Source organism: Streptomyces sp. NPDC058773, assembly GCF_042746015.1.
In the GTDB taxonomy this organism is placed as follows: Bacteria; Actinomycetota; Actinomycetes; order Streptomycetales; family Streptomycetaceae; genus Streptomyces.
Genome location: NZ_JBHYPE010000010.1, coordinates 63737 through 90391, shown reverse-complemented (window position 1 = coordinate 90391; position 26655 = coordinate 63737). Strand labels below are relative to the sequence as shown.

The window sequence follows — 26655 nt, the reverse complement described above, 5'->3', positions numbered from 1 at the left end:
CTTCGCACTCCGCGTCGCTCTCGGCGTCCACCTTGTACCGACGCCGAACTCCTTCAGCGCAGCGCCGTCCAGCGGCGGAGTCCCGCCGAGGCGGTGTCATCGGCGAGAACCGCGGCCAGTTCGCGGCGCCCTCGGATACCGAGCTTCCGGTACACGCTCGTGAGGTGGAACTCCACAGTGCGCTGGGTGAGGAACAGGGCCTCGGCGATCTCCCGGTTGGTGGCTCCGGCGACGGCCCGCTCGGCGACCTGGCGTTCGCTTCCGCTCAGGGCGTCGGTGGGTGACTCGGTACCGCGGCGCAGCCGTCCGCCCGCCGCGCCGAGGGCGGGCACGGCCTGGTCGAGGAGCAGCCGGTCGCCGCACAGTACGCCGATGTCGATGCAGCGGCGCAGCCGTTCGCGCGCGCTCTCGGCGGCACCGCGCTCCAGCAGCCGCCGGCCGAGCAGGTACTCGGCGCGGGCGTGCGCCAGGCGCCCCGGGCTGCCGTCGAGGAGCCGGGCGGCCTCGGCGAGTTCGTCGATGCCGGCGTCGCCGGGGGTGAGGACCCCGCGGGCGAGGGCCAGCATGCCCCGAGCCCGGGAGGTGCCCCAGCGCTCCACCGCAGGCGCGACGCGGTCGATGAGGTCGCGTCCCTCGCTGTGCCGGCCCAGTTCGGCGAGCAGTGGCGCGGCGTCGTACCACCAGGGGGCCAGGACGGGGTTGCTGACGCCCGCCTCGGTGAGGCTGTCGCCGCACCGCACGAGGTGGCCGAGGGCTCCCTCCGGGTCACCGAGCGCGGCACGGGTACGGGCCCGGCTCATCAGGTAGGTGTGCGACTCCAGCGTGAACTGGTCCAGGCGAGGCCGCCGGATCAGGTCGAGCACCTCCTCGGCGCGGCGGGCGTCGCCACGGTGGACGAGGACGTCCGCCAGGGTGCAGTGCGGTCCGACGGCGCTCTTCACATGCAGGTCGCGGTGGACGAGGTCGAAGGCGAACTGCGCGTCCGCCAGCGCCAGTGAGATGTTGCCGGTCCACATGTGCACCTGGGCCCGGGTGGTGGAGGCGAGGGCGCTGTTCCAGGCCTGGCCGCGTTTCCGGGCGTGCTCCAGCAGGGCGGTGAGCGCGCCCTCGACGGGCTTGACCTCGTCGGCGAGATACAAGGTGAGGCTGGCGCCCAGGGCGCCCCAGCCGCCCAGCGAGACGTCCCCGACCCGCAGGACCCGCTCGGCCATCGGGACCAGCTCGGCGGCGGGGCGGCCCTCCAGGGTGCCGAGCGCGCACAGCATGCCGAGCAGCAGGCGCTCCTCTGCGGTCTCGCCCGGCGGCGCCACACGGTCGCGGAACCGCTCGCTGACGCGGCGCACGGTGGACTTCTCGTCGAGACCGGAGACCAGCGCCATCGCCTCGACGAGAGCGCGCAGCGCCTGTTCTTCCGGGGAGTCGCCGAGGCCGGACTCGACCATGGGCAGCGTTTCGCCCACCAACTCGAAGGCGCGCAGCGAGTTCTGGGCGCCGAGAGAGGTGATGACGTACTGCAGGACGAGGCGGCAGCGCAGACGCGGGTCGGTGGCGAGGGACAGTGCGTGTTCCAGCCGGCTGAGCGCGGTGGGGTGGTCGGTGTGGGCGAGGACCCGGGCCGAGGCGGACAGCAGCTCGATGTCGTCGAGGTCGTGCCCCAGGGCGCGGGAGAGGTACCGGCCGGCGGTGGCGGGGGCGCCGCGCTGCTCGGCGCCGAGGGCGGCGGAGCGCAGGACGGTGACCATCCAGGGCTCGGGCACCTCGGGCAGGTGCATCAGCTGGACGGCGACCTGGTCGCTGGGGCGTCCGGAGTCGTTGAGCAGGCGGGCGGCGCGCTCGCGCAGCGCGAGACGTTCCTCGGCGGGGGTGCCGTCGAGGACGGCCTGGCGGATGAGGTCGTGGCGGTAGGCGAGGGAGTCGGGGTGCAGCAGCCCGGCGGCGCGCAGGGCGTCGACGGCGCCGGCGGCGGGGCCGGGGGTGGTGCCGGCGAGCGCGGCGGCGGCTTCGATGTCGTCGGACTCCAGAACGGCGAGGGCCTTCGCCATGGCAAGCCGTTCGGGAGTGAGCCGGTCGAGGTGGAAGCGCGCCACCGCACCGTGCCCGAGGACGTCTCCGAGCGCGGCCGCGCCGAGTCCGGTGACCGGCGCGGACTCCCTCAGCTCGTGCACCACGAGCTGGACCAGGAACGGCGTGCCGCCGGTGAGCTCCATACAGCGTTCGACGAGGGCCGGATCGGGCGTGATGGCGAGGGCCCCGGCGAGCATGTCGCGTACGGCGTCGTCCGTGAGCGGCTCGACGTCGACGGTGAGGCAGGAGGCGACGTCCGCCATCTCGTCCAGCATGTCGGGACGCGCGTGCTCGACCTCGGAGCGCAGCGTGAGGAGCAGGGCGACCGGCAGCCCCTCGGCCCGGCGCAGCAGGAAGCCGAGCCAGCGCAGCGATGCCTCGTCGCACCACTGCAGGTCGTCGACGGCGAGGACCAGGGGCCGTTCGGCGGCGAGCGAGGCGGTGAGCCAGTACAGGCCGTGCATGACGCCGTACATATCGGCCGGTTGGCCATCTGGGGCACCACCCGCCGTGAGAGCCGGGAGGGCGAGCGCGGCACTGCCGGCGAGCAGGGGGTGGCTCGCGCCGCCGCCGGTGAGGCCGAGCGGGGCGAACAGTTCACGCAGCGCCTCGTAGGCGGCGCCACCGCTCTCCTGACACTTGACGGTGAGGACGCGAGCACCGACGCCCAGTTCGGCGAGCGCGGCAGACATCAGCCGGGTCTTCCCGACACCGGCGACTCCGCGCAGCAACACCGCCCGCCCCTCGCCCGCCCCGCACAGATGCTCACGAATCAGGGCGAGTTCCAGCTCTCGCCCGACGAGCGAAGCCCCGCCCTCCGCCTTCCGCCCGGGAGTTACGGCCACCGCTCCTCCTGTTACTGCCCCGCCACACAGAGGCCTCGGCGGAAGGCATGAATCGAACAAGTCGCTCTTGTCCGATCATACGCATCAACGGGGGCGTTCCTCGATCGCGCGCGATCTCGCCGGGAGCGCTTCGGGGCGGCCTGGAGGTGGTCCCGATCGCCGGCACGTGACTGGCTTCCGCACGCCTCGCCGGCGGTCGGTGGGCACACTCCGGCAACCCGGCCCGGTGCGGTCGGTGTCCGCCGCGGAGAAGGCGGAGAGCGCTCCTCTGGATCCGGACGCGGCACACTCGCAAAGACGGTTTGCCGGGCCACGCCGAACTCTCGGGAACGGAAGGGTGGTCCACAGGGAGGTCGCGTCGCGCCGAAGCACGGCCCGCCGCCCCGGCGGGCTGTACCGCCGGCCGCCGGCGCATGACCGTGCCGAGTGTCGTTCGAACGAGCCTCGACTACGCCCGGACGAGATCGGGCAGCCAGCCTATGTGGCGCAGTGTGGGTGCGATACGGCTCAAGATGAAGAACATGACTGGCGTCTCAGCATCGTGCCGCGGGAAGTAGAGAGCATGCTGAAGGGAATCTGTGTCCTGAGGTCTTTCCAGATCGATCAGGAGTGGCTCCGGCCGGCTAAACGCTGCGTCCAGGGTTACCCCGGGACGCGTGATCAGGTGGCGCAGGTCGTCGAGGCCGCATACGTCGGCCAACGTGGCCGTGGTGAACGCCTTCTTGAAACGGGGACGATCGCCGGGGACGGCGACCCAGCCCATGATCCGCAGCTCTCTCCCTGGGGTTGGCTGGATGCCGGCCCGCCGCCGATTGTGAAGATTGGACAGTGGCGCCGGCATCTCGGGCACGACGGCGGGCTGGTACAGGACGAGATCGCGCTCTCCGTTGTCCCACCGAGTGTCGTGGATCGTCAGCAGAGGGCGCCCGGGCAGTCGAACCTGCCACACGTCCGCCGTACCCGCGGACTGCACACCTGAGCATGTGCCGGCGCAGTCCTTCCGTGCCGTTCCTTCTCGTTGCAGCCTGAGCTGATCCATGATTCTCATGGCGCCGGCGCCCCTCCACCCGTGGGACGCACTCGTCGTAGCGCTCCCCTGAATGGATCGTATTCCTTTAACTGCATTGATGAGTTGGGTTGTTGAGATTGGTGGCTATGTGAGTGGTGTCCGGTATCGAGGAGCGCAGGCGCGAGGGTGCCGACGGTGAGCGGCACCGTGGGCGCGTGCGTCCTGGGTGGAACGGTCCTGGACGTCCCTCGGCACCGCGCCGCCGTCCGCACCTCGTGACGTCAGATCTGCGGATCCACGGAACGCAGCAGTTCGAGGAGCCCCTGCGCCGGAAGCAACTGGTCATCGGTGACGGGGTCGGGGCTGAAGTGCATCAGGCCGTTGCGGAATCGGCGGCAGTCCTCAAGTGCCGTCAGGAAGTGCTGCTGGTCGATGGCCCACCCCAGGGCAGCCCAGTTCTCGGGCGTCTTGAGCAGGTGCCCGTAGGCCTCGAAGGTCGGATTGGCGGCGGAGTTCACCTGCGCGGCGCGGCCCCGGGGGAAGACCGACGTTCTCAGGCACGCTGTTGAAGCGGCCCGCCGCCTGCCTCGTCGCAAGAGCGGCCGTCGCCGCCTTTGGTCTCATCGGCCCTCAGGATGCATCGTCAAGCAGTCTCCATCGGGCTGCCGTGGCAATGGCCTCGCTGCGGTTGCTGGCGCCGAGCTTGAAATAGATTTCCCGTGCCAACCGGTACATCTGCCTCTCCGAGTAGCCCAGGTCGGCGGCGATATCGGCAACGGGTCGTCCAGACGCGAGCTGGCGTACCAGGTCGGTCTCCGACTGGCTGAGGGTCAGTCCGTTCGGGGCGACAGGTGAAGTGTCGACCAGCGTCCGCAGTAAGGCGAGGGGTACGCGCATCTCTCCCCACTGCGCAAGACGAAGGGCCTCGACGATGTCGTCGAAGTCGGCATCGTGCGGGGCGACTCCATTCGCCCCCGCGCGGATCGCATCCCGGCAGTTGTCGACGGTGAGACTGTCCACCAGCGCGATGACCAGGCCTTCCCCGGCCTGCCGTACTTGGGCGAGGGGGGAGGTGTCGTCGGCGGGGATGTGCAGCAGGCAGACATCCCATTCGGCTTGCTCCGCAGCTTTGACTGTTTCTCCTTCGCTGGCATCGATCCCCAGTTCTTTCAGTCCGTGCACCAGGCCGTAGCGATAGGCCGGTGCGCTATGAATGACCAGCACGGAAGCACTCAAAGGGGCAGCTCTCCCGGATGAGACGGAGACCGGGCCCACGAATGAGGGGACCGCTCCCTGGGCGTGAACGACCGAACTCGCATTCGGTCAGGACGCCAGGAGGGCCCGGCCATACACGTTGCGGCAGAAGGCTTCAGGAAAAGCAGGGGGCAGGGGCGCCATGACTGCTCAGGAATGACGGTGGCCGCTTCGGGGCCCAGGCCGTTGGGCTGTCTGCGAGGTCGGCTTCACGACTCAACCGGGCGCGGTGCACGAGCTGGTCCACAGCTCCCTGGCCTCGCCGGCAAACCCGGCGACCCGTCGCCGGGGAAGTGAGGTGACGCCGGCGAGAGACCGGGGCAGGCGGATTCTCGATCAAATGGTCCACCCACACTGAGCTCGGTGGCGGTGAAGTCCGGGGGGTGCGCAGCTGCCCTGTTCTGTTCAGCGGTGAGCGGCATGAGTTCATGATTGCCGCTGATGGCTGCGGATGGTCCGCCGATGGTGGCCGGCCCTGTGGGCCGAAGGGGGCCGGGTGCCCCCCGGTCGCACACAGACGCTTCGTCGATAATTCGGTCTCGTCCACGGTCAACGCCCCGTTCTGGTCACCGGTGAAGGTGACCACTACTCGCGCACATCATCACGCAGCCCTTCACGCCCCAGCGGGCCCGCCACTGCGGACCCGCTGGGACATCGGCCCATGTTGTATCGCTGATAGGTCCATTCTTGCCAGCGGCTTGCGGCTGGAGCGTCCGGGACATTGTCCAGACGCACGGCCGGCGCCGGTTCGGCTTTTTGGAACAGAGTTCGGCTACTCTTGTGCACATTTTGCTACTGCATGGTAATTGCAGTAGTGGTCCATGTCGAACTGCTGGCCGCCTGTTCTGCGCCATCCTCACGCCCGTGGGCACCGGGGTGCACAGGAGACCGTCCTGTCTCATGTCCGGTGGTATCGGGGACTTTCGCGGACAGGTCAGTCGCGCGCGAGAATGTGTTCTGCACCGATCTCGTCGGGTGTCCCGGTGGCGGTGACGTGGCCGTTGTCGAGGGTGATGACGGTGTCGGCGGCGCGGATGGTGGAGGGCCGGTGCGCGATCACCAGGAGTGTGCACTCGCGTGAGATCTGCGCGATGGTGCGGGTGAGGGCCGCCTCGTTGGCGGCATCGAGCTGTGACGTCGGCTCGTCGAGCAGCAGCAGACTCGGCTCCGGTAACAGTGCGCGGGCAATCGCGACGCGCTGTCGTTCACCGCCTGACAACATGTCACCGTGCTCTCCGACAGCGGTGTCCAGCCCTTGCGGAAGCCGCTGCACCAGGTCGTTGAGGCTGGCGAGTTCGACGACGCGCTGGATCTGCTCGTCCGTGGCTCCGGGACGGGCGTAGGTGATGTTGTCGCGGAGTGTGCCGTGCATGACGGGGGCGGTCTGCTCGACCAGACTCATCTTCGAGCGGCACTCGTCGAGGGTCATCTGGCTGGTGATGTCGGTGCCGTCGAGCAGGATGTGCCCCTGGTCGACGTCGTAGAACCGGGCGAGCAACGCGAACACGGTGGATTTTCCCGCCCCGGACGGGCCGACGAGTGCCACGTGGGCGTTGCGCGGAGCGGTGAACGACACCTGCCGCAGTACGGGCCGGCCCTCGTCGTAGCTGAAGGTGACATCGCGGAACTCCACGGCCGGTGTGGTTCCGCTCGCCGATGGCACCGCGGCCTTCACAGGTTCGGCCGACGCAGTGGCGGCCGGCGCGCGGTCTGCTTCGCCGGGCTGCTGGGTGACTTCTTCGATGCGCTGCAAGGCGGCGAGCCCCCGTTGCAGGGTTGCCATGACATCGAACATGTTGGCGACCGGCGCGGAGATGTAGGTGATGTAGAGCAGGAACCCGACGAGGCCGGCCAGGGACGCTTCTCCGCTGGCGACGCGGATTCCGCCGATGACCAGGACCACCATCATGGAGCCGTGCATCGCCAGTGTCATCATCGGCCCGATGACGGCGTCGCGCTTGGCGGCCTGGAGGTTCTGCTGATAGGCCTGCCGCGCGAGTTGGCCGATCCGTTCCTTCTCCCGGTCCTCGGCGCGCATGACGCGGACGGTGCGGATCGCCGACAGGGCTCGTTCCAGGTCGGCCGACATGCCACCAAGGCTGTCCTGGGCGTCTTCGACCGCCTTGCGGATCCCGGCGAGCAGCAGCATCGTGAGCCCGCCGATCACACCGACGATGACCAGCACGATGAGGAACAGGGCCGCGTCCAGCCAGAGCATCATGGCGACGCCGCCGACGACGACGAACAGGCCGACGACGACCTCCGACAGGTCGTAGGCCAGCGAGTCCCGCAGCATGGTGGTGTCGCTGGTGGTGCGGGACAGCGAGTCCCCGAGCCGCTGGGATTCGTAGCGCCGCATCGGCAGCCTCAGCAGCTTGTCGATGATTCGCAGCCGCAGCCCCAGCACCAGCCCCTCGCTGGACCGTTCGAGGGAGTAGGAGGCGATCCCGGCAACGACGGCCTCGACGATGAACAGCACACCCAGCAGCACCGCCAGGATCAGATAGGGGCGGCCACCGGAGAACTCCTGGATCGTCTTGGTCGCCAGCATCGGCTGTGCCAGGCCCAGCCCTGAGGCGATCAGTGAGAACCCCAGGGCGACGACGATCGGTTTGCGGTGTCCGCGGGTGACGCGTAACAGGTCGCGCAGACCGACCCGCAACGGCTCTTCCGCCTCGTCCTCCGGCTCGTTGTCCAGGGCGTCGTCGGAGTCCAGGGCATCGCTTCTGCGGGCTGGTCGCAAGCTGGTGAACACGGAAAGCTATCTCCTCGGCGGGCATCTTCGGCCTGGCGCATATCTGGGCTCGGCCGGGGCCTTCAGCGGAACGTACTCGAGTGGGCGTGCAGGCGGGGTTCTACGGTCATCAATGGCCGGAACCCGGTGATGTTGTCGCCTTCTGCGACGGGGCGGCCCTCCGCCTCCACCCAGGCGTGCGCGCCGAACGGGGACGTACGTGCTCCGACCCGCCACACCGGCCAGTGCCCGCCCAGCCGGCACAGCAGAGCCGTGGCGATCGACCGGGCCAGGCAACCCTGCCCGGCGCAGATCATGCTGACCGCGACAACAGCCTGACGTGCGGCCCGAGTCTGATCGTAGCTGGACGGTCGGGCGCCGCCCCGCACCACGACCAGTACGCGTCGAATACGGCGGGGCGACAGGCGCGCCAGTGCCAGAGCCACGGCAACAGTGCACCGCGCGGCCAGACGGCTGCGGAGCGGGACCGGTTCGCTGATCTCAAAGAGGGTTTCGGGGGTGCTCACGCGGTCACCACCAGCTCCGCCGCGGTCAACTGCGCCAGGAGTTCCCGGATATCGGTGACCGCGGCCTCCAGACCGATCTCACCGGGTGGCAGTTCAGCGATCAGTGCCTGCGCGGCTTCCTCCGCGCTGGCGCCGTCCAGCAGTTTCCGCAGTGCCTCCGCCCCGCTCTGGTTCATCTCCCAGTACTCGCCGGTGCGCTCGTCCAAGAGCACCCCGCCGTCGTCGGTGTGGGTCACCGACACATGATCGGGCAGCTGAAGAGACATCAGGAAGCCTCCACGGGGGTGGTGGTTTCAAGGTCGCGCAGCCAGCGTTCGCAGCTGAAGGTCATCGACATCGCATACGGGGTGAACGGGCGCATCTGCAAGGTGGTGCAGACCGCGCGGAGCTTGTCGGCGTCGATCAGACCCATGGCGGCCAGGCGCGAGTCCTCGCACAGCGCCGCGAGCTTGGCCACGTTCGTGCGGATCCCGGCATGTTCCAGCGGGGACCCTTCCGCTTTGGTGGTGCGGGCGAGCGACTGGTCAGGGACGATGCCGCGCATCGCATCAGCCAGCAGAGGCTTGTACTCCCAGGGGGTGCGGCGCTCGTGCGCCTGCGCGGACATGCACGCCTCGATGACCGCATCGTCCATGTAGGGGGAGGTGAGCCGCACCCCTTCGGCGGCGTACAGCGGGATGGTGCGGCGCGCCAGGCCGGCGCACAGCCGGATCCCCCAAATGGTGTGATGTGCGGTCCAGTTGTGCCCGTGTTGACGGGCACGCCGGGCCTCGTCGGCGAGCAGGTCCCGCATCGCGGCAACCGCATCCGCGGTCGCCCACGGCGGCATCTGGATGAGGGGGGAACTCTCGTCGTCGAGGTGGTGGGTGGTGACGCGCTGGGCACGGGCGGCCAGCCACGCCGGGTACGGGTGCCGCTGATCGAAAGCCATGCGGGCCACATCGGACCAGGTCCAGTGGTACAGGGCCCGGTAGCCGCGCAGGTAGGCCAGGGCGACGCGCGGCCGGGTGCGGAACATGTCGAACACCCCCGCTGAGCCACCCTGGACGACCTCATCGCCGCCTTCGCCGGTGAGGTGGGCCTGGGAGCCCTCCGCACCGAGCAGCGCCGCGATCCGCCGGTAGATCGGCCGGTCCTCGATGCCGGGAAACGGTTCTTCGCCGGCTCCGGGGAGCCTGACCCCGTCGAGGACGTCTTCATAATGCGTCGGTAGGTCGGCGAAGGTGAGCATCAGCCGTTTGATCCCGGGCAGCTTCTCCGCAGCCAGGTCAGCCCACATCGGGTCGTCATCGCCGGGCGCGGCCGCTCCCTGGGTGAGAGTGGTCAGCGGCCGGTCGTAGGTCTGGGCGAGCAGGAACGACAGCGAGGTGGAGTCGAGCCCGCCGGAGAGGTCACAGGTCACGTTGAGCCCGGAGTCGACACGGGCCTGGACGGCGTCCCCAAGCGCCTGCCGCAACCGCTCCGCCGCCGGCTTCCGCGGCAGCCTGTCCAGCGGTGGGGTCCACCGCCGGGTCACCGTGGAACGGCCCGTGCGGTGCAAGGTGATACTGCTGTCCTCATCGACCAGTTGCACCCCGCGCCATACCGGCGTGTTGACGGTGTGCAGGACGGCCTCGGCGACGAGCAGCCGCATCAGCAGCCGCTCCTCGTCGACGTCGGCGCCGGTCAGTGCCGCGAGCACGTCGGCCCGGGTCGCCGCGACGGTCACGTCTCCCGCTCGCGCGTACACGAGTTTGCGCAGACCTGACAGGGTCCCGTACGCGTGCGTGGCCCCATCGACGGTGGCGAGCAAGTGGAAGCAGCCCGGAAGCTTGGTGCCGAGGCTGTCGAGGTCGGTGACGCGCTGGGTGCGGGCAGCGAGCTGTGCCAGCCGCTGTGGGCCGGCGGAACTGAACCCGAGGGTCGCTATCTTGGTGGTGCCCGCCTCACCGATGCGGAAGTCGGCCGACTCCCAGGAACCGATCAGCCACGGTCGGCCGGAGGGATGATGCACACGCTGCGGCGCGGGTTCCAGCTTGTCGGCGAGGACGATTGACGCCACGTGGTCGGGGAGGACGACGAGCCATTCACCCGCACGGTCAAACTGATCCATAAAAGAATTCCCCGTCCAGATTTGTTTACTGACGCCTAGTGGGTTCCTTGATATCAGGGGCCCCACGGGGCGAAGCAGAGCACTCCTTGAGATTGCAGGCCGGGTGGCGCGAGCGAATACTTCACTCGCGCCACCTTCACACCTCAGTTTTAGAGGAAAATCCCCTTGGGGCGCCGGCGGTGCCCCTTGTCCTTCCGGCGGGGACGGCTGTGCATGGTGAGCTTGGAGAACTCACCGATCTTCACCACGTTGGGCTTCGAGTACATGGTGTTCACCTCCTGTGCTCGGATTCTGTGCGGGATCTGATGACCTCGCACATGACTGAGGTTACGGCGAATGCAGCCGCGAAAGATATGACATTCCAGCGGAATTCCGTGCCGTAAGCATGAGCTTCCCTCGCCATCACCGTGTCACTCTCCGGCCATCCGGCAGGGCACTCTCCTGACATGAGCGATGTCAGGGTTCTGACTCTTCTTCCGGGGCTTACGAGACGTTTCGGGGAGGGGCTGTGTCACTGTCGCAGACCTGGGGCTGGGGACCGGGGACCGGGGGCCGCGGACCGGCAGGACAGGGGGTACTTCACGGCGCGCGGGCGGCGGCTCTCGACGCCGGCCCGGGTAGGTAGCAGCCGGACATCTTCTGTCCAATGCCCAATGCCCAAGGGCCGTACAGCCGCCGGACTTTGCCGCTTATGGAACGGGCCTGTCCGGGAGTCCGCTACAGGCGTGGGGTGCGCGCCTCGATCCGGTGGTCGAAAGGGGCGGCGACGCAACGCGGGCGGGGGCCCGATCGGCCGGACCGGAAGGTGCAGTTCGACGCCGAACGGCGAAAGGCCCCGTCGCCTTCATGCAGCGAAAGGGCCCGTCGCGCGTGCGCGTCGAGTGAAGGCGGGACGACGACCGGGGATCGGTTCCCGCCCCACCGCCGCCCACCCACCGGGCCGGGCGACGGCGGAGACAGCTCCGAGATCAGACCGCCGGAGCCGGGTACGTCGGGTACTCCACCCCGGAGACGTGCTGGACGACGCGGATGACCTGGCAGGAGTAGCCGAACTCGTTGTCGTACCAGAGGTAGAGGATGGCGTTGTCGCCCTCGACCTTGGTGGGGCCGGCGTCGACGATCGAGGCGTGGCGGGAGCCGATGAAGTCGCTGGAGACCGCGTCGGGGGCCGTGGTGAAGTCGATCTGGCGCTTGAGCGGCGAGGTCAGCGAGACGTCGCGGAGGTAGTCGAGGACCTCCTGGCGGTTGGTCTCGCGGCCGAGCTGCAGGCTGAGGATCGCGATCGAGACGTCCGGCACGGGGACGCGGATCGAGCTGCCGGTGATCGTCGCGTTGAGGTCGGGCAGTGCCTTCGCGACGGCGGAGGCGGCACCGGTCTCGGTGATGACCATGTTGAGCGGCGCCGAGCGACCGCGGCGGTCGGAGTTGTGGTAGTTGTCCAGCAGGTTCTGGTCGTTCGTGAACGAGTGGATGGTCTCCACGTGACCGCGCAGGACGCCGTACTCGTCCGCCATCGCCTTCAGCGGCGGGACGATCGCGTTCGTGGTGCAGGAGGCGCAGGACAGGATCGTCTCGTCCGGCTTGATCGTGTCGTGGTTGACCCCGTGCACGACGTTGGGGACGTCGCCCTTGCCCGGTGCGGTCAGGACGACCTTGGCGATGCCGGGGCGGAGGTGCTTCGACAGGCCCGCGCGGTCGCGCCACTTGCCGGTGTTGTCGATGAGGATGGCGTCGTTGATGCCGTACGCCGTGTAGTCCACCGACGTCGGGTCGTCGGAGTAGATCATCTTGATCTCGTTGCCGTTGGCGATGATCTTGCTGTTCGCCTCGTCAACGGTGATCGTGCCCTGGAACTGGCCATGGATGGAGTCGCGGCGCAGCAGCGAGGCGCGCTTGACGATGTCCTGGTCGCCGCCGCCGCGGACGACGATGGCGCGCAGTCGCAGGCCGTTGCCGGAACCGGCCTTCTCGATGAGCAGGCGGGCGACGAGGCGGCCGATGCGGCCGAAGCCGTAGAGCACGACGTCGCGCGGCGCGCGGCGCTCGATCTTGTTGTCACCCGTGGCGCCGGCGACGGCCTCAGCGGTGAACTCCTCCACCGAGAGACCGCGGTCGTCGGTCCGGTACGCCTCGGCGAGCAGGGCGATGTCGATCTGGGACGGGCCGAGGTCGAGCGAGGTGAGGGCCTGCAGGAACGGCATCGTCTCGGTGACCGAGAGTTCCGCACCGGCGATCTGCCGGGCGAATCGGTGGGTCTTGAGGATGCTGACCACCGACTTGTTCACCAGGGAGCGGCTGTGCAGCAGGACCGTGACATCCCGCTCGCGGTGCAGCTTCCCGATGATCGGGATCATCGACTCCGCGATCTCCTCACGGGTCTTCCAGTTGGTGAACGAGTCGTCATTGACAGTCACAGGCTTATCTTTCGAGCTAGGCGGTGCTCATATGCTAGCGCCCCGCCACTTTAATCATTCAAAGGGTCCCGGCCTGAGCGGGATGCGCTGGTCGGGCGCGACCGGGGCGTCGGTGCAGGGCAGGGGGGTGCGGCGTGGGGTCCCGGCTCCGAGCTTTTGACGGTATGGGGCAATTGTCCCGCTCGGTGTGATTCTCGTGACAGGGGGCGGTGTCGCCCCTGCCTCTGCACGCGCCCGTGCCTGTGTCCGTTCCCGTGCCTGCGTCCGTGCCGGTCGGGGGCGGGGCGGGGTGGCCGAGTGTTGGTGTGCGGGCCGCCACGCCGCCTTCACTCGTGGTGACGGTTCGGGCGGCGAGTGGTGGGGCGGACCGGCGGCCGGTCGGTCGGGGTGGTGCGCGGGATGGGTGGGAGGCGTGGCGCCCCGGGGAGAGTGCTGCGGCGGCAACGCCGCGAGCGGGAGTGGGCGTCGCTGATGCTCTTCGTGCTGAGGGGGCCGGGAGGTACTCGGCCTCTTCGGGGATCGCGGTGCTCGCTTCGGTGGGTGGCGGTGTGGTGCCGGCTCCGCCATTGGCGTGGATGGGTGGGTACGGTCCGTGCGGGGTTCGGCGTCGAAGCTGTCGACGGGAGTATCGGCATGGTCGACAAGCATTCTGACGAGGTGGATTCCGCGCACCTTGTCGTCGATACCGGCCCGTGGATTCTCGGACGGCGCGTCGTGCTGCCGGCCGGCATCGTGACCGGCATCGACCAGCAGGAGTAGAAGGTCTATGCAGGGCGCACCAAGGATGAGATCAAGGGGTCGCCCGACTTCGAGAGCGCCGGGCAGGAGGCCGGCGCCGACCACCTGCATCAGGTCGGGGTCTATTTCGGCGGATTTCCCCTGGTGTGAGGGAGGTTGTGGCCGCTGCCTGGTGCAGTGGTGCACCGGTCCAGTGGCGCGGTGATGTGGCGTTGAGGGGGCGGCTGGCCCGGAGAGGTCGCGGCCCGTTCCGTGTCTGGTTGAGCCGTGGCGCAGGTGGTGTGTGGCCGGTGCGGGCATGGGGCTTCCGTGGTGCGGCCCCTGTGGCGTCCTTCCTGTGATGTCTTTCACGGGAGGCGTGGTGTGACCGGCTCTCCGCTGCACGTCGTTGGTGGGGAGGTTGAGGCTGAGCCGCTGTCGTGATGCTGGATCGTGGCGAGTGTTGCGTGAAGTTCGCGGTCCGGGGAAGCCGTCAAAGAACCTTCTCGTCGAAGTAGCCTTTTGCGTGGCCCTCGCAGGGGGCGGCGGGTGAGCTCCAGCGTTGTGGTCGATCGGGCGTGAGGTGAGAGGTGTGACGGGCACGCAGCAGACCCCGGTGAACAAGGCGGCGGAGGCGCGGGACCGCGTGCAGGAGCTGCTCAACGCGCACCGCCCGCGGGTCGGTGAACTCGCCATGATCGACGCACTGCTGGTCACCTCGGAATTGGTGACCAATGCCCAGCGCCATGGCGAGGGTCTTGCTGCATTCTCCGCCCGGATCGCGTCCGGTCTTCTGGAAGTGACCGTTGCCGATCACAGCCCCCGTCACCCTGCTACGGCCATCGGACCCGAGAAATACGGGGTCGGCGGATATGGGTGGCCGATGATCCAGAAACTCACGTCCTGTGTGGTGATTGTCCCCGCTGCGGATGGTAAGGCCATTACCGTTACCGTCCCTCTCAGGTTTGACGGCGAGGCCGAGTGAGGGTGCCGCGGGTGCGGTATTCGCCGGTGCGCAGGCGCAGAGGTTCGCGCGTTGTGGGTTCGCGGGTTCGTGGGTTCGCCGGTTTCGGCTCCCTTTTTGCGGAGTTTCCGGTTCCCCGTGGCGTTGAGCAGGTGCTGTCGTCGGGCTGATTGCGGTCAACTCCCTCACGGGTGGTGCGCCGATGAGGGGCAGGGGCGCCCGCTGCCTCCGCTCGGCCCGGTGCGTTGAGCGTTCACCCGCTGTGGCGCCCGTGATGAGGCCTGAGAGTATTGCCGTCCTGCCGTGCGAGAAGGAAGTGCCCCGGTCGGGCCGTGCCCGCCAGGAGGGTGGGCGACGACGCAGCGTCGCTCGGGTGGTTCGGGGGCATCGAGGTGAAATGTGTGATGCGGGGAGTACCGGTAAGGGCGGCCGAGGCGCGCAACTTTGTTCACGACTTGCTGCACAAGATAGGCAGCCCGGTCGATGACCTGGCCCTCGTCGATGCCCTCTTGGTGACCACGGAGCTGGTCACCAATGCCCAGCGGCACGCGGGCGGCCTCACCGGGTTCACCGCGCGGATCGTCGAGGGGTATCTGGAAGTGGCGGTCGAGGACGGCAGCGCGCACTGCCCCACCGCCGCCTCCCGACGAGATCCCGATGTCTCCGGTGGATACGGCTGGCCCCTGATACAGCGACTGGCCCGCACCGTCGAGGTCACCGTGACCGTGACCGGCAAGACCATTCGTGTGACCTTGCCCCTTTGACCGGTATCCGATCCGGCCGTCCCGTTGGGGAGCCCGCCCGGCCCTGTTCCTCTGGATGCCCCGGGCGACGATTGCCATCCGTGGTGTCCGTGCGGGAGGGTTGACGAAGGGGAATGGTCGCTGCCGTTTTTGTCACGTGATGGGGTGTACTCGGTGAGCTTGGCGTGGTGAGGAGTTCCGATGTGCCTACGACCGCGTCGGCCGTGACGCAGCCCGCTGCGACGGCATCTGCCGCAACCGCGCCCGCCATGTCTGCGCCCGCCCCGTCTGCGCCGGTCACACCCGCGCCGGTCGCGACCGCATCCTCTGCCCTCGTGCCCGCCACGCCCGCGCCCGCTCCGACCACACCAACAGCGGCCCCGTCTGCTGCGACCGCGACCGCACCCGCCATCGCCCTCGATGCCGACGCCGATGCCGACCTCACCGCCGCCCCGCAACCCTGGCGCTCCGTACCCCACCCCGTACTCGTCCTCAGCCCCTCCGGTCTGGTGCGCGCGCTCAACGACGCCGCGGTGCCGCTGTTCCCGGAACTCAGGACGGGGGCACCGTGCGGCGACGGCCTGGCCGGCTGGCTCGTCGACGCGCATCGGCGCTTCACCGACACCCTGCGGCCCGATGACGACGATCCGGTGCGCGGCCCCATAGGGGACCGGAGCTTCGAGGCGCGGCCGAGCCGTGCGGAGAACGGTGACGTGGTGTGGTGGCTGGTCGATGACACCGCCCGCCGGTCGGCGGAGGACGCCTTGCGTGCGGAGCGTGCGCGGACCGCGTTCCTCGCCCAGGCGTCGACGGAACTTCTCGCCTCCTTGAATGTCGACCGGTGCATGGAAGTCACGGCCCGGCTCGCCGCGCAGCATCTGGCGGACGCCGCCGTCGTCGTCACCCCGCCCTCCGGACGCCGGCTGGCGCTGAGCTTCTGCGGTCCGGGCCGGCAGGTGGTGCGCGACAACGTCGCCGCCGATCCCGCCCTCGTGCCCGGACTGGTCGAGGCCCTGCAGGGGTTTCCGCCCGTGCCCTCGCGCTGGATAGATCCGGCGGCCGTGCCGGACTGGGTGAGGCCGTCCGCGCTGGAGGACATCGGCTCGGTGGCGGTCACCCCGCTCCCCGGGCACGGGGTGGCGGCCGGGGCGCTGATCCTCATGAGGCGTTCCGATCACGCCGCGTTCAGTGAGAGCGAGGAGACCTTCGCCCGGCTGTTCGCCGCCCGCGCCGGAGCGGCCATGTCCGCCGCGCGGCTCTACGCGGAACAGTCCGCCATCACCAGGACGCTGATGCGGGAACTGCTGCCGCCCCCGCTGCAACAGGTGAGCGGCGTGGAGCTGGCCGGCGGTTACCGCGCCTCGAACGACACCGATCGCGTGGGCGGCGACTTCTATGACGTGCACGCGGGGGCCGGGCCCGACGAGGAGTCGCTCATCGTCCTCGGGGATGTGTGCGGCAAAGGCCTGGAGGCCGCCGTACAGACCGGCAAGATCCGCAACACCCTGCACGCCCTGCTGCCGCTGGCGACCGATCATCAGCGGGTGCTGCGGCTGCTCAACGGCGCGCTGCTCGATTCCGACCACACCCGCTTCGCCACTCTGGTGCTGGCCTCGGTGGTGAAGCGGGGCGGCACCGTCCGGCTCCGGGTCACCAGTGCCGGGCACCCCGCGCCGCTGGTAGTGCCGGGCGTGGACGAGCTGCAGCGGGCCGTCAGACATCAGGTCTCCTCTATGAACGTGCGGGTGTGCTGGAGCCATTCGGCGGCGGCCGGCTCGTACGGCGCGGCGGCCGCGACGCGTCGGCGGAAGGCGCTGAGCAGGGTGCGGATGCGGGCGGAGGCCAGAGCGGGCCCGGTCAGCCGCAGCGCCTGCTTGGCGCTCGCGCAGCCGCCGGCGAGGTTGTGCTGGGCGGCCTGGACCAGGGCGAGCTGGGTGAGGTAGTAGGCCCGGTTTCGTACCAGGTCGGGGTGGAGCTGGGCCAGGGCGTGGCGGGCGCGATCCTCCGCCGTCTCGTGCTGGCCAAGGCGGGCGTGGACGACCGCGGCCAGGCCGTGGAGCTCGGCTCCGTCGTAGAAGCGCAGCCACGCCGGCCGCCACACATCCTCGTCGGCGCGGGCCAGGGCCTGCTCGGCGTAGCCGAGGGAGCGCATCACGGCCTGGCGGTCGGGGGTACGTGCGTGGCAGCAGGCGGTGCGGGCGTGGGCGAGGGAGGCGTAGAGCGGGTCGCGGCGGGCGGCCCGGGAGGAGCGGGCGACCTCAGCGGCCGCCAGAGCATCAGCGTTCCGGTTCCCCTGGGTGGCCAGCATGCTGACGTTGTGCCAGGCGCGCAGTTCGGCGTCCGGATCGCGGGACATGCCGGCCAGCGCGAGCGCCCGGTCCAGGTGCGCGGCCGCTCGGCGCTAGCCGTGGGTGTCGATCGCGGCCCAGGCCGCCGTGGTGGTCGCATCCGCCGCCAGCGCGTACAGCGCGCCTCGGCCCCGGGCCGAGGCCACCGGGCGCTCCAGCAGCTGCCGTGCCTTCCCCGCGCAGCGCACCCGGCGCCGCAACAAGCGCCGGGCCGCGCTGTCCGGTCTCCGTGCGGCCGGACAGCGCGGGCGGTTCCCAGCCGCGGCTGGCGTAGTTTTCGCTCCGCCTCCTCCAGCACCACCTCGGCCAGGACGCGCGGCTCGGCGCGCGGTGGCAGGCCCTCGCACAGATGCCGGAGTTCGGCTGCCACCACCCGACCGTGCCCGGTGAGCTGGAGGGCGATCTGCTCGAAGTCGCGAGGCTGGAGGGCCGGGACTGGGCCGGGGCCAGCCCAGCCGATGACGGCTTGCACCAACCGTGCGTGCGCCGCGCGGTCCTGGGGCAGGCCGAGTTCCGCGTCGAGCCAGCCGTCCGGGTCGTACACGACGGTCATCGCCCCGCCCCCGCCCTCGAGGTGGCTCTGTGGGACGGCCAGATGCGCGAAGCGCGCGTTCTGCGATGCACCTCGCCAACCGGCCTGATGCGGGAGGCGGACACAGGGCCGCCGGCCGACGGGACGGCGGGCGCAGCACGCGCGGCGCCCGCCGCGATCACCCCAGCTCCCGGGCAGATGGTGCGGGCACCTCCACGTACTCGGTGCCCCGCTCCTTCAGGCCTGCAAGCATTCGTCTCAGGAGTCGACCTTGCGCAGATCGTCGTCACCTGCCTCGACCGGTCCCCACACGCTCCCATCGTGGCCCGTCAGTTTGATCGACAGTCGGGCGCCTCCAGCCGTCCAGGATCTTGGTGACCACCCCGGCCTTGAGGCTTCTCCTGGTGGCGCCTCGTGCTGCTACTTCACCGCAGGAGTGATCCGCTCCTTCCTGAGCCTGTGCACCTGAACTGAGTAAAGGGCGGCAGCCCACCAGTACAACGCGGCGCCCCAGATTGCTAGTGCCCAGCCAAAGATGCACGCAATATCGGCAACAGAACCGTTCCCCGCGGTTAGCAGCAGGAGAGGGAATGCGTACATCAAGTTAAATGTGGCTGCCTTGCCTATGAAATTGACTTGGAGCGGCCCGTAGCCAATTCTGCGCAGAGCAACGATATTGCCAGCCATGAATACGTCACGCGCGACGAGTAGAACGACAAACCACCACGGGATGACCCCTCGAAGGAGTAGGGCGGCCAGCGTGGAAATCGTATAAAGCCTGTCGGCTGCCGGATCGAGCACTCTCCCTAGCCGGCTGGTCTGATTCCATAGGCGTGCCAATTTCCCGTCGAGATAGTCAGTGATCCCACTCAGGACGAGCAGACCAATAGCCCAAAAGTCGAGACTCGAATTTCCGAAGTACGGCTGTAATACCAGCCAAAGGAACAGAGGGACTCCGGCGATGCGCAGAGCACTCAATGCATTAGGGATAGTCCAGATTTTATCTAGGCCCTGATCCTCTATTTCCCTGTGTTGCATCAAGCACTCCCCAGTTTACCCGGACCGATTCAAAATCTCGGGAATCCTATCAGGGCGCTGATCTTCCCGGTTGACCGCTAACGCCCAGCTCTTCGGTTTATGGGGCCGTGAGGATGACTCCGAAGTGGATGAGGTGCCGGCTGGCCAGGCCGAGGTGGATACCACCCTGGCCGGGTCAGGTCCCCGAAAGGCGGCACCGACTTGGCGTCAGCCGACGAGGACCACGCCCCCTCCCCCGCAGGCCGAAAGTGACGGCGTTCGCAAGCCGCGTGCGGCCTGGAGAGTGGCGTTGGCCGCCCTTGAGCTCCAGCATCTCCATATGCGGACAGAGTGCGCGTTTTAGTGCGATAGGCGTGGTAGATAAGTTCACTTGTGAAGCAATTAGATAGATTACTTGCGTAGATCATCAAGTGTTGATAGATTGCGACCGTTACGGGCAATTTGCGCCCGTGAGTCACTGTCGTGCGCATTGCGCTTCGCACTCTGCTGACCATAGGTGCGAGTGTCGCAATTCGCAGGATCAATGGGGGGATTTGGATATGCAGAAGAAGCGGACGGCAGCGTTATTCGCGACAGCCGCAACGCTCCCGCTCCTTGTTGTCGGGATCGCCGGCAGCGCGTCGGCGGCCAACGAGCCGACTAGTGCGACCGCCGAACAGTCGGCCAGTCCGGCTCCGAACGGTGACCCGCAGGTTGCTCTCTCCGGCTGGGATCGGACCGTCTCGTGGAAGAATAAGGGGACGGGGCGCTGGCTCTCGTATGGGATGGGCAAAGTCGTGACCGCAAATGACGATCGCGCCATCAGCTGGTGGGAAAAGAAGAACGCAGACGGCACATTCACGCTCGCCTTTAAGGGCTTCGGCGGTGGGTGCCTGGACGCCAATACCAAGGGTGACGTGTACGCCATTGACTGCAATGGCGGAAATAACCAGAAGTGGTACGAGACCAAAACTTCGACCGGGTGGCGTCTTAAGAACAAGGCGACCGGACAGATTCTGGACAGCACTCGTGCGGGCGGCGTGTACACGAACCCTGACTATGGGAACGCAACCCAGAGGTGGTCCTAGTCTTATTGGGGGCTACCGCGTCGCGTACTAAATATTTAGTCGTGACGCCTTCAAGGTCTCAGTAAGATCGTTTACTCCTTGAGATGTTCCACTGGGCATCAACTGCCGCCACCGCGGGCCATGCGTCCGAGGTGGCGGCATTCCCGTTCTGTGGAGCCATGTGTGGGACTGGTCGACAGCAACTTGCCGCTGGCTGACGCCTGCCGCCTCTGAGGCATCTCCCAACCGGGGGGCCCGCGGTGAGTGATCGCATCAGTGACCCTGCGATCCTGGTACGCGGGCGCCTAACTGCTGGACGCCTGCGTGGAGTGGTACGCCCCGGGGGCGTGGCCCAGCGGGCGGCCGCCACCACTCGAGCGCCCTACGCGCAGGGCGCACACACTCGAAAATGGCAGGTTCGCCGCGCGCGAGAGCCCACGGGCTCCCGGGCCTGGCCGCAGTCGGGCGCACGTCGAACAAGGCAGGAGCAGCTGATGGCGTCCTCGGTGAGGCCGTAGGCGACGAATTCCTCGTCGTCGTACCACTCGGCGCCGGCCAGACGGTCGTGCAGGTCACGAGGCGGAAGGCGTCGCGTCCGTGGCGTTAGTCGAGGTGTTCGAGTTGCGGGCGGGTGTGGTGTTCGGCGGCGGCGTGGACGTCGATGAGGTCCCGGGCAGCGCCGCGATCGGCCAGGGCTCGGAGTTTGGTGCCGATGACGTCATCCGCGCGCCGTACTCTGTGTCGCGCGGCGGCGACCACAAGTTTCCTTTGAGGATGTCGACTTCGCATGCCGCGCCGTCGGCGTCGGTGGCCACGAGGCGGGCGGAGAGCGGGGCGGTGCTGATCACCGTTACGCGCCAGCCCCGCTCGGCCAGGCCCTGCTGGAGTATGGGCGATGCAGGCCATGGGTGCGGGGTTCTCGGTGGCGACGTCGAGGCTGAGGCGGTTGACCAGGCCGTGGGCCTGGACGGCGTTGCCGCCGGTGATGACCAGGGGGTAGGGGCCGCCGAGGGCGAGAACGTCGGCCAGGAGCCAGCGGTGGGGTGCGCTGATGTTCACGCGGCTGCGGACGTCCCGCCGGCCAGAGCAGGGAAGGTGGCTTCCCACACCTCGCGGATGCGCCGGCTGGCCAGGGTGCGCAGCACGGGCCACTGCGAGGCCAGCAAGTCTCCGTCAAGCAGTGCGGCCAGGTCGTCGAGCTGTCCCTCGGCCAGGACGGTGCGGTAGTAACTCATGCGCTGGCGTGGCCGGTGCAGGTTGTAGGTGCGCAGACCCGACCACGCGATGTGCAGCGGTAGCTCCACCTCGCCATCAGTGTGTCCGGCGAGGTCGTGGAGGGAAGTCGGCAGTCGTTGGGCGTACCGCTGGCGCAACACGTCGACGGTGGACGGTGTGTCGGCGGTGGGTGAGGACTGCGAGGCCATGCGGCGATTATCCCCGACCGGCGTGCTGGCGGATAGCGCCCTGCCCGCTCGGGAGCCGATGTCTTGCCGGTGGCCCAGGTGCAGGCTGCGGCTTCGGTGAAGAACAGCGCTTGTGTCTTGTACGCGGCACCGCGTACTTCGAAAACGACACAAACGCTGTTCTCGCGGCGCCAGCCGAGGGCGCCCCTTCTCTTCACCGAAGCCGCGGAGCGCTCGCATCGAGGTGGCTCTGCCGCACGGCCGTGGCTACGGATACACCAGCCCCGGTTGCTGTGATTCAGCCGCGTCTTGAACGGGAGAGCATGCCGATCCGAGCTGACATCACGCGATCAAGACCACTAGCTGAACTCGAAACGGCCTACTTCTTGACGTACAGGTACTCTGCGGTCACCCAAACATCGGCGATCTTCACCATCGCCTCGTGGCAGACATACCGTTGCCACTTTCCTTTAGCTATTCCTTGGTCGCCCTTCTTCCGGCAGTACGCATTGGTGGTCATGGTGAACGTATCCTCGAGGACGTAGCCAGCCGGGGGATGCCAATCAGTCTGGGCTAAGTGCGAGCCCTCTGTTTCTCCTGTCAGGGCAATTTTCTGGATGGGTGCCTTAAGTGCGGAGGATGGCGGGGTCGATGCTGCCTGCGCGCTGCCCTGAGTGGAGATGGTGAACACGGCGCCCGCTGCGACAACGCCCACAGCTGCGGTAATCCTCTTGATTTTCATGATCCCTCTTTCCCTTTCCTTGTTGAAAACTACTGCCCTTGTTGTGTGCGGTGCGTGGCCAGATACCAGCGCACCGAGCTACCTCAGGCAGATGAACGTGAGGCTCGGCACAACACTCGGCAGCTCACGTCGTATCCCGCTTGACGCCGCTCCTGGCAAACGACCGGAACTTCACGCCTTGAGCTTTTGCAGGGCCAGGCGCTCGGTGCGGCGTGGGTTTCCGTGGAGACGGTGCAGGAAGATCCATCGGCCGTCTTCGTGGGCCGCGGTGAACGCGGATGCATTTCGCGTTGCGCCGTTGTGCCAGTGAACGCGTCCGCTGCGGAACCATGTGGGAGCAGGTTCACCGAGCACACGGTCCACTACGAGACCGGTCACCAGGCGTGCTGCTGTGCGCGGGGTGGCCCATAATCCGCCGGCCGGCAGGATCGGTCCCGTCAGGCTCCAATGGCGGCGGGGTCGGCCGAGCAAGCCCTGGGCTACGAGTCGCCGTTCAGGTGGTGGTGAAGCGGTTACGGCCCCTGGCGGCAGGCCCAGTGGAGTGAGCACGTGCTCGTCGGTGAGCTGCTGAAAGGTGCAGCCAGTTGCTGTGGTGAGGGCGTGACCGAGGACGGCGTATCCGAGGTTGGAGTACTCCTGTGTTCCCACAGGACCGGTTGCTGTCGTGTGCCACTTCCTCAGCACCTCACGCAGAGCGGTCTCTGTGAAGCAGGCGTAGGGATCGGCGCCGGAGGTACCGGCATGGGGAGGGAGACGAGGCAGTCCGGAGGTGTGCTCAGCCAGGTGCCGCAGAGTGACACCGGTGCCCTGCGGAACGTCCGCGAGGCGGAGCTCCAGCGGGTCATCGAGGTTGAGTACTCGCGCGGTTGCGAGCTGAGTCAGGATCGTGCCGGTCACGACTTTGGTGAGCGAACCCAATTCGACGAAGTGGTTGAAAGAGTGACCGTGCGATACGTGGTCCTGGATTCCTCTGCCGCCCAGGACGCAGGTGGGCACCGGCATTGTTTCTCCTGTCCGGTCTCGCCTGACGAGCTGGCGAGGCCGTCTCATGGATGTGGTGGTGTCAGGCGGCATGAAAGCGTCCCGCCGGGCATCCGGTGGCGGTTTCGAGCCACCCATCGGTAGACGGTATGAGCGCACTGGAGCATGCCGGGGAGGCTGATTGCCGCGCCGGCGATCCGGCACCTGCGGCGTGGGGAGCGACGCAGGTAGGCAGCCAGGGCGTCGGCGCCGCCAGCCAGGACACGGCCATCTCGCAACAGCAGGACCTCGCGGTCGAGCCGCTCGCTGTGAGGCCGCGTTGTCTCTTCTGGAAGAACCTGCCAGGGCACTGCGTCCACGGCCGGGCGCCCCAAGGCGGATATGCGGTTGATGACGTTCTGACAAAACCCGCAGTCTCCGTCGAAGACCAGCAGCGGCTCCGAACGGGTCATCGGTGAAGTCACGGAACCTTCCTCATGGTCTGGCCGCTTGCTGAACACGGTCCGCGAGAGGCAGCTGACAGCGGTTCAATCGGTACAGCGGTCAGCTCATCCATCGGAGGAGACGGTCGCGGGGCGTGGTTGCGACTGCGTCGCGCCGGCCGGCGGGGAGACGGGAACGACGACGGATTGCCGCACGCGGGCATCAGAAGATCGCAGGCGGCGGAACAAGGAGCTGCACCGTTTCAATGCCGTGTCGAGAGCCCCGCTCAGAAAGATGAGATCGCACGCCATCATGGTCAACGCAAAGCTCGTGAGACCCATGAAGACCCCAATGGCCAGGTGGAAGCTCATGGAGGCGAGCGCAGCCCACGGACGCAGCCGCGGAACGAGGATTCCCAGTGGGAAGTACACCAGAAATATCGTTGTGGAGTACGTTCCCAGGAAGACGAGGAATTCGTTCTGGTAGACGAGTTCGGAAACTCCCGGAAGTTCAAACTCGGAGAGCCGAAGGACGTAGAAGAGGGCTGTCCCGTCCTGCCACACCTTACCCTGCACCTTGTACAGGCCGCTCACCACGTACACCAAACATATCTGAGCAGCAATGGCTAGGATGCCGAGGTTGTGTAAGGGGTGCGAGAGTGCTATCACGATGCTGGGCATGCGCCGCGAAACTTTACGTGCAACGCCGGTGGAAAATGATAGGCGTCCGTAGCAGCGTGTGAGCAGCAGCATGGGGATAACTACGTAGGCCAGGTTGTCTCCACCGTCCAGGAGGACGGGCTGGCGCTGATAGATCGACCACAGGAACACCCAGTGAAGGGCCAGTACCAGCCTTCCACCGACGCCGCAGGTCACAGCCAAGGCAGTCAGCATTCCCAGATGAAAGACGATCTGGAACCAAGCTTCGGAGTTGCTGACCGCATACAGGCTGAAGGTCCCGTTGTCCTGCAGCTGGGAGACAAATTCTCGCCAGGGAAGCACACTCTCGGGGCCGAAAAGGTAAGAGCGGTCCCCATACTGGCTCGCGTAGTACATGAATCCTACGAATCCGAGCAGTGCCCGTGTCCCGCTGACGCCGAGGATACTGAAAGACTGAGTACTGGCCGTGTCCAAGAAGCGGGATATCTTTTTCACTGCGACCCCACCTTCACCCAGTCCATGTCCTGTACCTCCGTCTGACTCTTAGCCTTCGGGTCATTCCGCTTGGACCAAGGCGGCATTTTCTCCACGTAGGCGCGAACCTGCACTTTTTCAGGCCTACCGCCGCACACCGAAGGCATCTGAGTGACTGAGTAGTTGGAAAGGAACGCCACCGTTTCCTTGCGAGTTTCCTTCTCCAGAGGAGTAGCCGGCAGCGGTCGCTTATGCAACGCCTTTTGCTGCTCTCTGAGCTCATCCAGCACCGGATCTCCACCACTTAGCTGGAGAACGTTCCCCGTCACCAGCCTCGACATGCGGGAAGGGAAGAACCTGCTGCTCTGAGCCGCGTCGATGTACCTGCGCGTCACATCATAAAAGCTAGTGACCTTGCCGTTCGCACATCGACCACGAGCCAGAATCCCGCGGTTCTCGGATAACGGATCCGGGGCAAAGAGCTTCCAGTTCTGTGCCTGGTACGGCTCCAGATAATTGTTCACGAAGCTCATGAAGCGAAGCTTCACCGGAGTCAACGGCATCTGCGAGAAGCTGGCCACACAGAAATGAAGGCCCAGAAGGGCGGCGCCAACCAGCAGCGCCACCCTCCTGGTTATAGAGTGATCCTTCACTTGTCGAAAACCATCTCGACGGAAGAACCGTTCGGGACGGACGAAGACGGAGCGGAGCCAAAGGCTTTGGTGGCGTCGCCGACCAACTGTCCAGCCGACTTCCCAGCCAGCTGAGCGGCTGCCTTGCCGTGCACGTACGCCCTCTGCGCCGCACGAGTAGCCGCCTTGCCAGCCTTGGCAGCCAGCTTGCCCAGACCGCCGATGACCTGTGGAGAGTTGCCCGGCTCCTGCGCCTTCACAGTCGCCGCAGAAACGGCCGGCGCCTTCGCCTCAGCAGCCTGCGCCGATCCCTGAGTCGCCACAATCAGGGCGGCACTCGCAAGGACGACGCCAGCCCCGGCAGCTATCTTCTTCATAATCTTCCCTTTCCTTTAAAGCCTGCCTCACAGCAGGCAGGAGGTACGCCAGCCGCAGGCACGACTGACGGCATGACGGGTAAACGAACCTCAGGATGAATGCGCTCAGCGCATGAACAGGATGCTTGCGCCCATCGATATATCAACCAAGGCGACTCTTCCGGAAAGGAGAGAATCAGGCGCAACTAAGCACCGGCGCACAGCACTTTCCCTGAATCTGCTAGGGAAGTTGCGCAAGGCAACAGAATGAATCCCCGTAATACATGCAGTCCTACCCCCGTTTACCCCCGACCCTCCGATTTCGAAGGGCTCTGCAATGCGCAATGAATACTTCCATACGCCTGCGGCGCCGTCCACGAGAAAAGAAGAGAAGAGCCCGATCCGACATGTCCTGAAACTGTGCGTGTCAGAGATGCCTCACAGCCTGCCAGACATCAAGGAACCGGAGTAAAATGCTCCCATTCGTCGACTGCCTGCTTGCATTACTCTGCGAAGTTGAAAGTCGCAAAGGAAACATTCCAGTAAGTCTTGAGCTGGCGACGGGTTCAGGTCAGCGAGCGAGTGACGCTTTCTCGTGCGAGCGTGATCAAGCTGGCTCGAAACTACGTTTCATTGCACCCTGATCAAGCTGCACTGG

General features: G+C 67.2%; 22 protein-coding genes and 1 pseudogene. 5 read left to right on the top strand and 18 right to left on the bottom strand.

Going from position 1 to position 26655, the window contains the following annotated elements:
• Positions 1 to 53: 53 nt before the first annotated feature.
• The 9 genes from ACFW5B_RS11930 to ACFW5B_RS11890 form a co-directional block, all read right to left on the bottom strand.
• Positions 54 to 2909, bottom strand: a complete 2856-nt coding sequence (locus ACFW5B_RS11930; protein WP_386437100.1) for an ATP-binding protein — start codon at positions 2907 to 2909, stop codon at positions 54 to 56.
• 448 nt (positions 2910 to 3357) lie between these two features.
• The gene (locus tag ACFW5B_RS11925) at positions 3358 to 3948 is read right to left on the bottom strand and encodes a hypothetical protein (RefSeq protein ID WP_386437097.1); all 591 of its coding nucleotides are present in this window, start codon (positions 3946 to 3948) and stop codon (positions 3358 to 3360) included.
• 251 nt (positions 3949 to 4199) lie between these two features.
• Positions 4200 to 4436, bottom strand: coding sequence for a hypothetical protein (locus tag ACFW5B_RS11920; RefSeq protein WP_386437095.1), 237 nt, complete (start codon positions 4434 to 4436; stop codon positions 4200 to 4202).
• A gap of 112 nt (positions 4437 to 4548) precedes the next feature.
• Positions 4549 to 5142 carry a LuxR C-terminal-related transcriptional regulator gene (locus tag ACFW5B_RS11915; RefSeq protein WP_386437092.1) on the bottom strand — a complete coding sequence of 198 codons (594 nt, stop codon included), beginning with the start codon at positions 5140 to 5142 and terminating at the stop codon, positions 4549 to 4551.
• 964 nt (positions 5143 to 6106) lie between these two features.
• Entirely contained in the window at positions 6107 to 7927 is a 1821-nt protein-coding gene (locus ACFW5B_RS11910; protein WP_386437089.1) for an ABC transporter ATP-binding protein, read from the bottom strand.
• 62 nt (positions 7928 to 7989) lie between these two features.
• Entirely contained in the window at positions 7990 to 8433 is a 444-nt protein-coding gene (locus ACFW5B_RS11905) for a lasso peptide biosynthesis B2 protein (RefSeq protein WP_386437086.1), read from the bottom strand.
• Positions 8430 to 8699 carry a lasso peptide biosynthesis PqqD family chaperone gene (locus tag ACFW5B_RS11900; RefSeq protein ID WP_386437083.1) on the bottom strand — a complete coding sequence of 90 codons (270 nt, stop codon included), beginning with the start codon at positions 8697 to 8699 and terminating at the stop codon, positions 8430 to 8432. The genes ACFW5B_RS11905 and ACFW5B_RS11900 overlap by 4 nt, the downstream gene beginning before the upstream one ends.
• Positions 8699 to 10525 carry an asparagine synthase-related protein gene (locus tag ACFW5B_RS11895; protein ID WP_386437080.1) on the bottom strand — a complete coding sequence of 609 codons (1827 nt, stop codon included), beginning with the start codon at positions 10523 to 10525 and terminating at the stop codon, positions 8699 to 8701. Before ACFW5B_RS11895 ends, ACFW5B_RS11900 begins: the two co-directional genes overlap by 1 nt.
• 968 nt (positions 10526 to 11493) lie before the next feature.
• Positions 11494 to 12939: a glyceraldehyde-3-phosphate dehydrogenase gene (locus tag ACFW5B_RS11890; protein WP_386437077.1), complete on the bottom strand. Its 1446-nt coding sequence runs from the start codon at positions 12937 to 12939 to the stop codon at positions 11494 to 11496.
• A 633-nt stretch (positions 12940 to 13572) separates the two neighbouring features.
• On the opposite strand from ACFW5B_RS11890, the gene ACFW5B_RS11885 reads away from it, so the two are divergent.
• The 4 genes from ACFW5B_RS11885 to ACFW5B_RS11870 all read left to right on the top strand — a co-directional run bounded on the left by ACFW5B_RS11885 (position 13573) and on the right by ACFW5B_RS11870 (position 17306).
• Positions 13573 to 13698, top strand: coding sequence for a hypothetical protein (locus ACFW5B_RS11885; RefSeq protein ID WP_386437074.1), 126 nt, complete (start codon positions 13573 to 13575; stop codon positions 13696 to 13698).
• Between the two features lie 550 nt (positions 13699 to 14248).
• Positions 14249 to 14641, top strand: a complete 393-nt coding sequence (locus tag ACFW5B_RS11880; RefSeq protein ID WP_386437071.1) for an ATP-binding protein — start codon at positions 14249 to 14251, stop codon at positions 14639 to 14641.
• 383 nt (positions 14642 to 15024) lie between these two features.
• Entirely contained in the window at positions 15025 to 15384 is a 360-nt protein-coding gene (locus ACFW5B_RS11875) for an ATP-binding protein (protein ID WP_386437068.1), read from the top strand.
• A 314-nt stretch (positions 15385 to 15698) separates the two neighbouring features.
• On the top strand, positions 15699 to 17306 hold the full coding sequence (locus tag ACFW5B_RS11870; protein ID WP_386437065.1) for a PP2C family protein-serine/threonine phosphatase: 1608 nt from the start codon (positions 15699 to 15701) through the stop codon (positions 17304 to 17306).
• A 1357-nt stretch (positions 17307 to 18663) separates the two neighbouring features.
• Here the strand turns inward: ACFW5B_RS11870 and ACFW5B_RS11865 are convergent.
• Entirely contained in the window at positions 18664 to 19281 is a 618-nt protein-coding gene (locus ACFW5B_RS11865) for a CDP-alcohol phosphatidyltransferase family protein (RefSeq protein WP_386437063.1), read from the bottom strand.
• Between the two features lie 539 nt (positions 19282 to 19820).
• Here ACFW5B_RS11865 and ACFW5B_RS11860 point away from each other — a divergent pair.
• Positions 19821 to 20348, top strand: coding sequence for an RICIN domain-containing protein (locus ACFW5B_RS11860; protein ID WP_386437060.1), 528 nt, complete (start codon positions 19821 to 19823; stop codon positions 20346 to 20348).
• 472 nt (positions 20349 to 20820) lie between these two features.
• Here ACFW5B_RS11860 and ACFW5B_RS11855 read toward each other — a convergent pair.
• The 8 genes and pseudogenes from ACFW5B_RS11855 to ACFW5B_RS11820 all read right to left on the bottom strand — a co-directional run.
• Positions 20821 to 21386 (bottom strand): annotated as a pseudogene (locus tag ACFW5B_RS11855) (nucleotidyl transferase AbiEii/AbiGii toxin family protein); the annotation flags it as partial.
• On the bottom strand, positions 21383 to 21751 hold the full coding sequence (locus ACFW5B_RS11850; RefSeq protein ID WP_386437057.1) for a hypothetical protein: 369 nt from the start codon (positions 21749 to 21751) through the stop codon (positions 21383 to 21385). The gene ACFW5B_RS11850 and the pseudogene ACFW5B_RS11855, both read right to left, overlap by 4 nt.
• Before the next feature lie 358 nt (positions 21752 to 22109).
• Positions 22110 to 22472, bottom strand: a complete 363-nt coding sequence (locus tag ACFW5B_RS11845; RefSeq protein WP_386437054.1) for a hypothetical protein — start codon at positions 22470 to 22472, stop codon at positions 22110 to 22112.
• 171 nt (positions 22473 to 22643) lie between these two features.
• Complete coding sequence (locus tag ACFW5B_RS11840; protein ID WP_386437051.1) at positions 22644 to 23474, bottom strand: serine hydrolase domain-containing protein; 831 nt, start codon at positions 23472 to 23474, stop codon at positions 22644 to 22646.
• Positions 23475 to 23518: 44 nt separating this feature from the next.
• Complete coding sequence (locus tag ACFW5B_RS11835; protein WP_386437293.1) at positions 23519 to 23905, bottom strand: thiol-disulfide oxidoreductase DCC family protein; 387 nt, start codon at positions 23903 to 23905, stop codon at positions 23519 to 23521.
• Between the two features lie 96 nt (positions 23906 to 24001).
• Positions 24002 to 25030: a hypothetical protein gene (locus ACFW5B_RS11830; RefSeq protein WP_386437048.1), complete on the bottom strand. Its 1029-nt coding sequence runs from the start codon at positions 25028 to 25030 to the stop codon at positions 24002 to 24004.
• Positions 25027 to 25635 (bottom strand): DUF5819 family protein, encoded by a 609-nt coding sequence (locus ACFW5B_RS11825; protein WP_386437045.1) that lies wholly within the window; start codon positions 25633 to 25635, stop codon positions 25027 to 25029. The genes ACFW5B_RS11830 and ACFW5B_RS11825 overlap by 4 nt, the downstream gene beginning before the upstream one ends.
• Positions 25636 to 25658: 23 nt before the next feature.
• On the bottom strand, positions 25659 to 26018 hold the full coding sequence (locus ACFW5B_RS11820) for a hypothetical protein (protein WP_386437042.1): 360 nt from the start codon (positions 26016 to 26018) through the stop codon (positions 25659 to 25661).
• Positions 26019 to 26655: the final 637 nt, after the last annotated feature.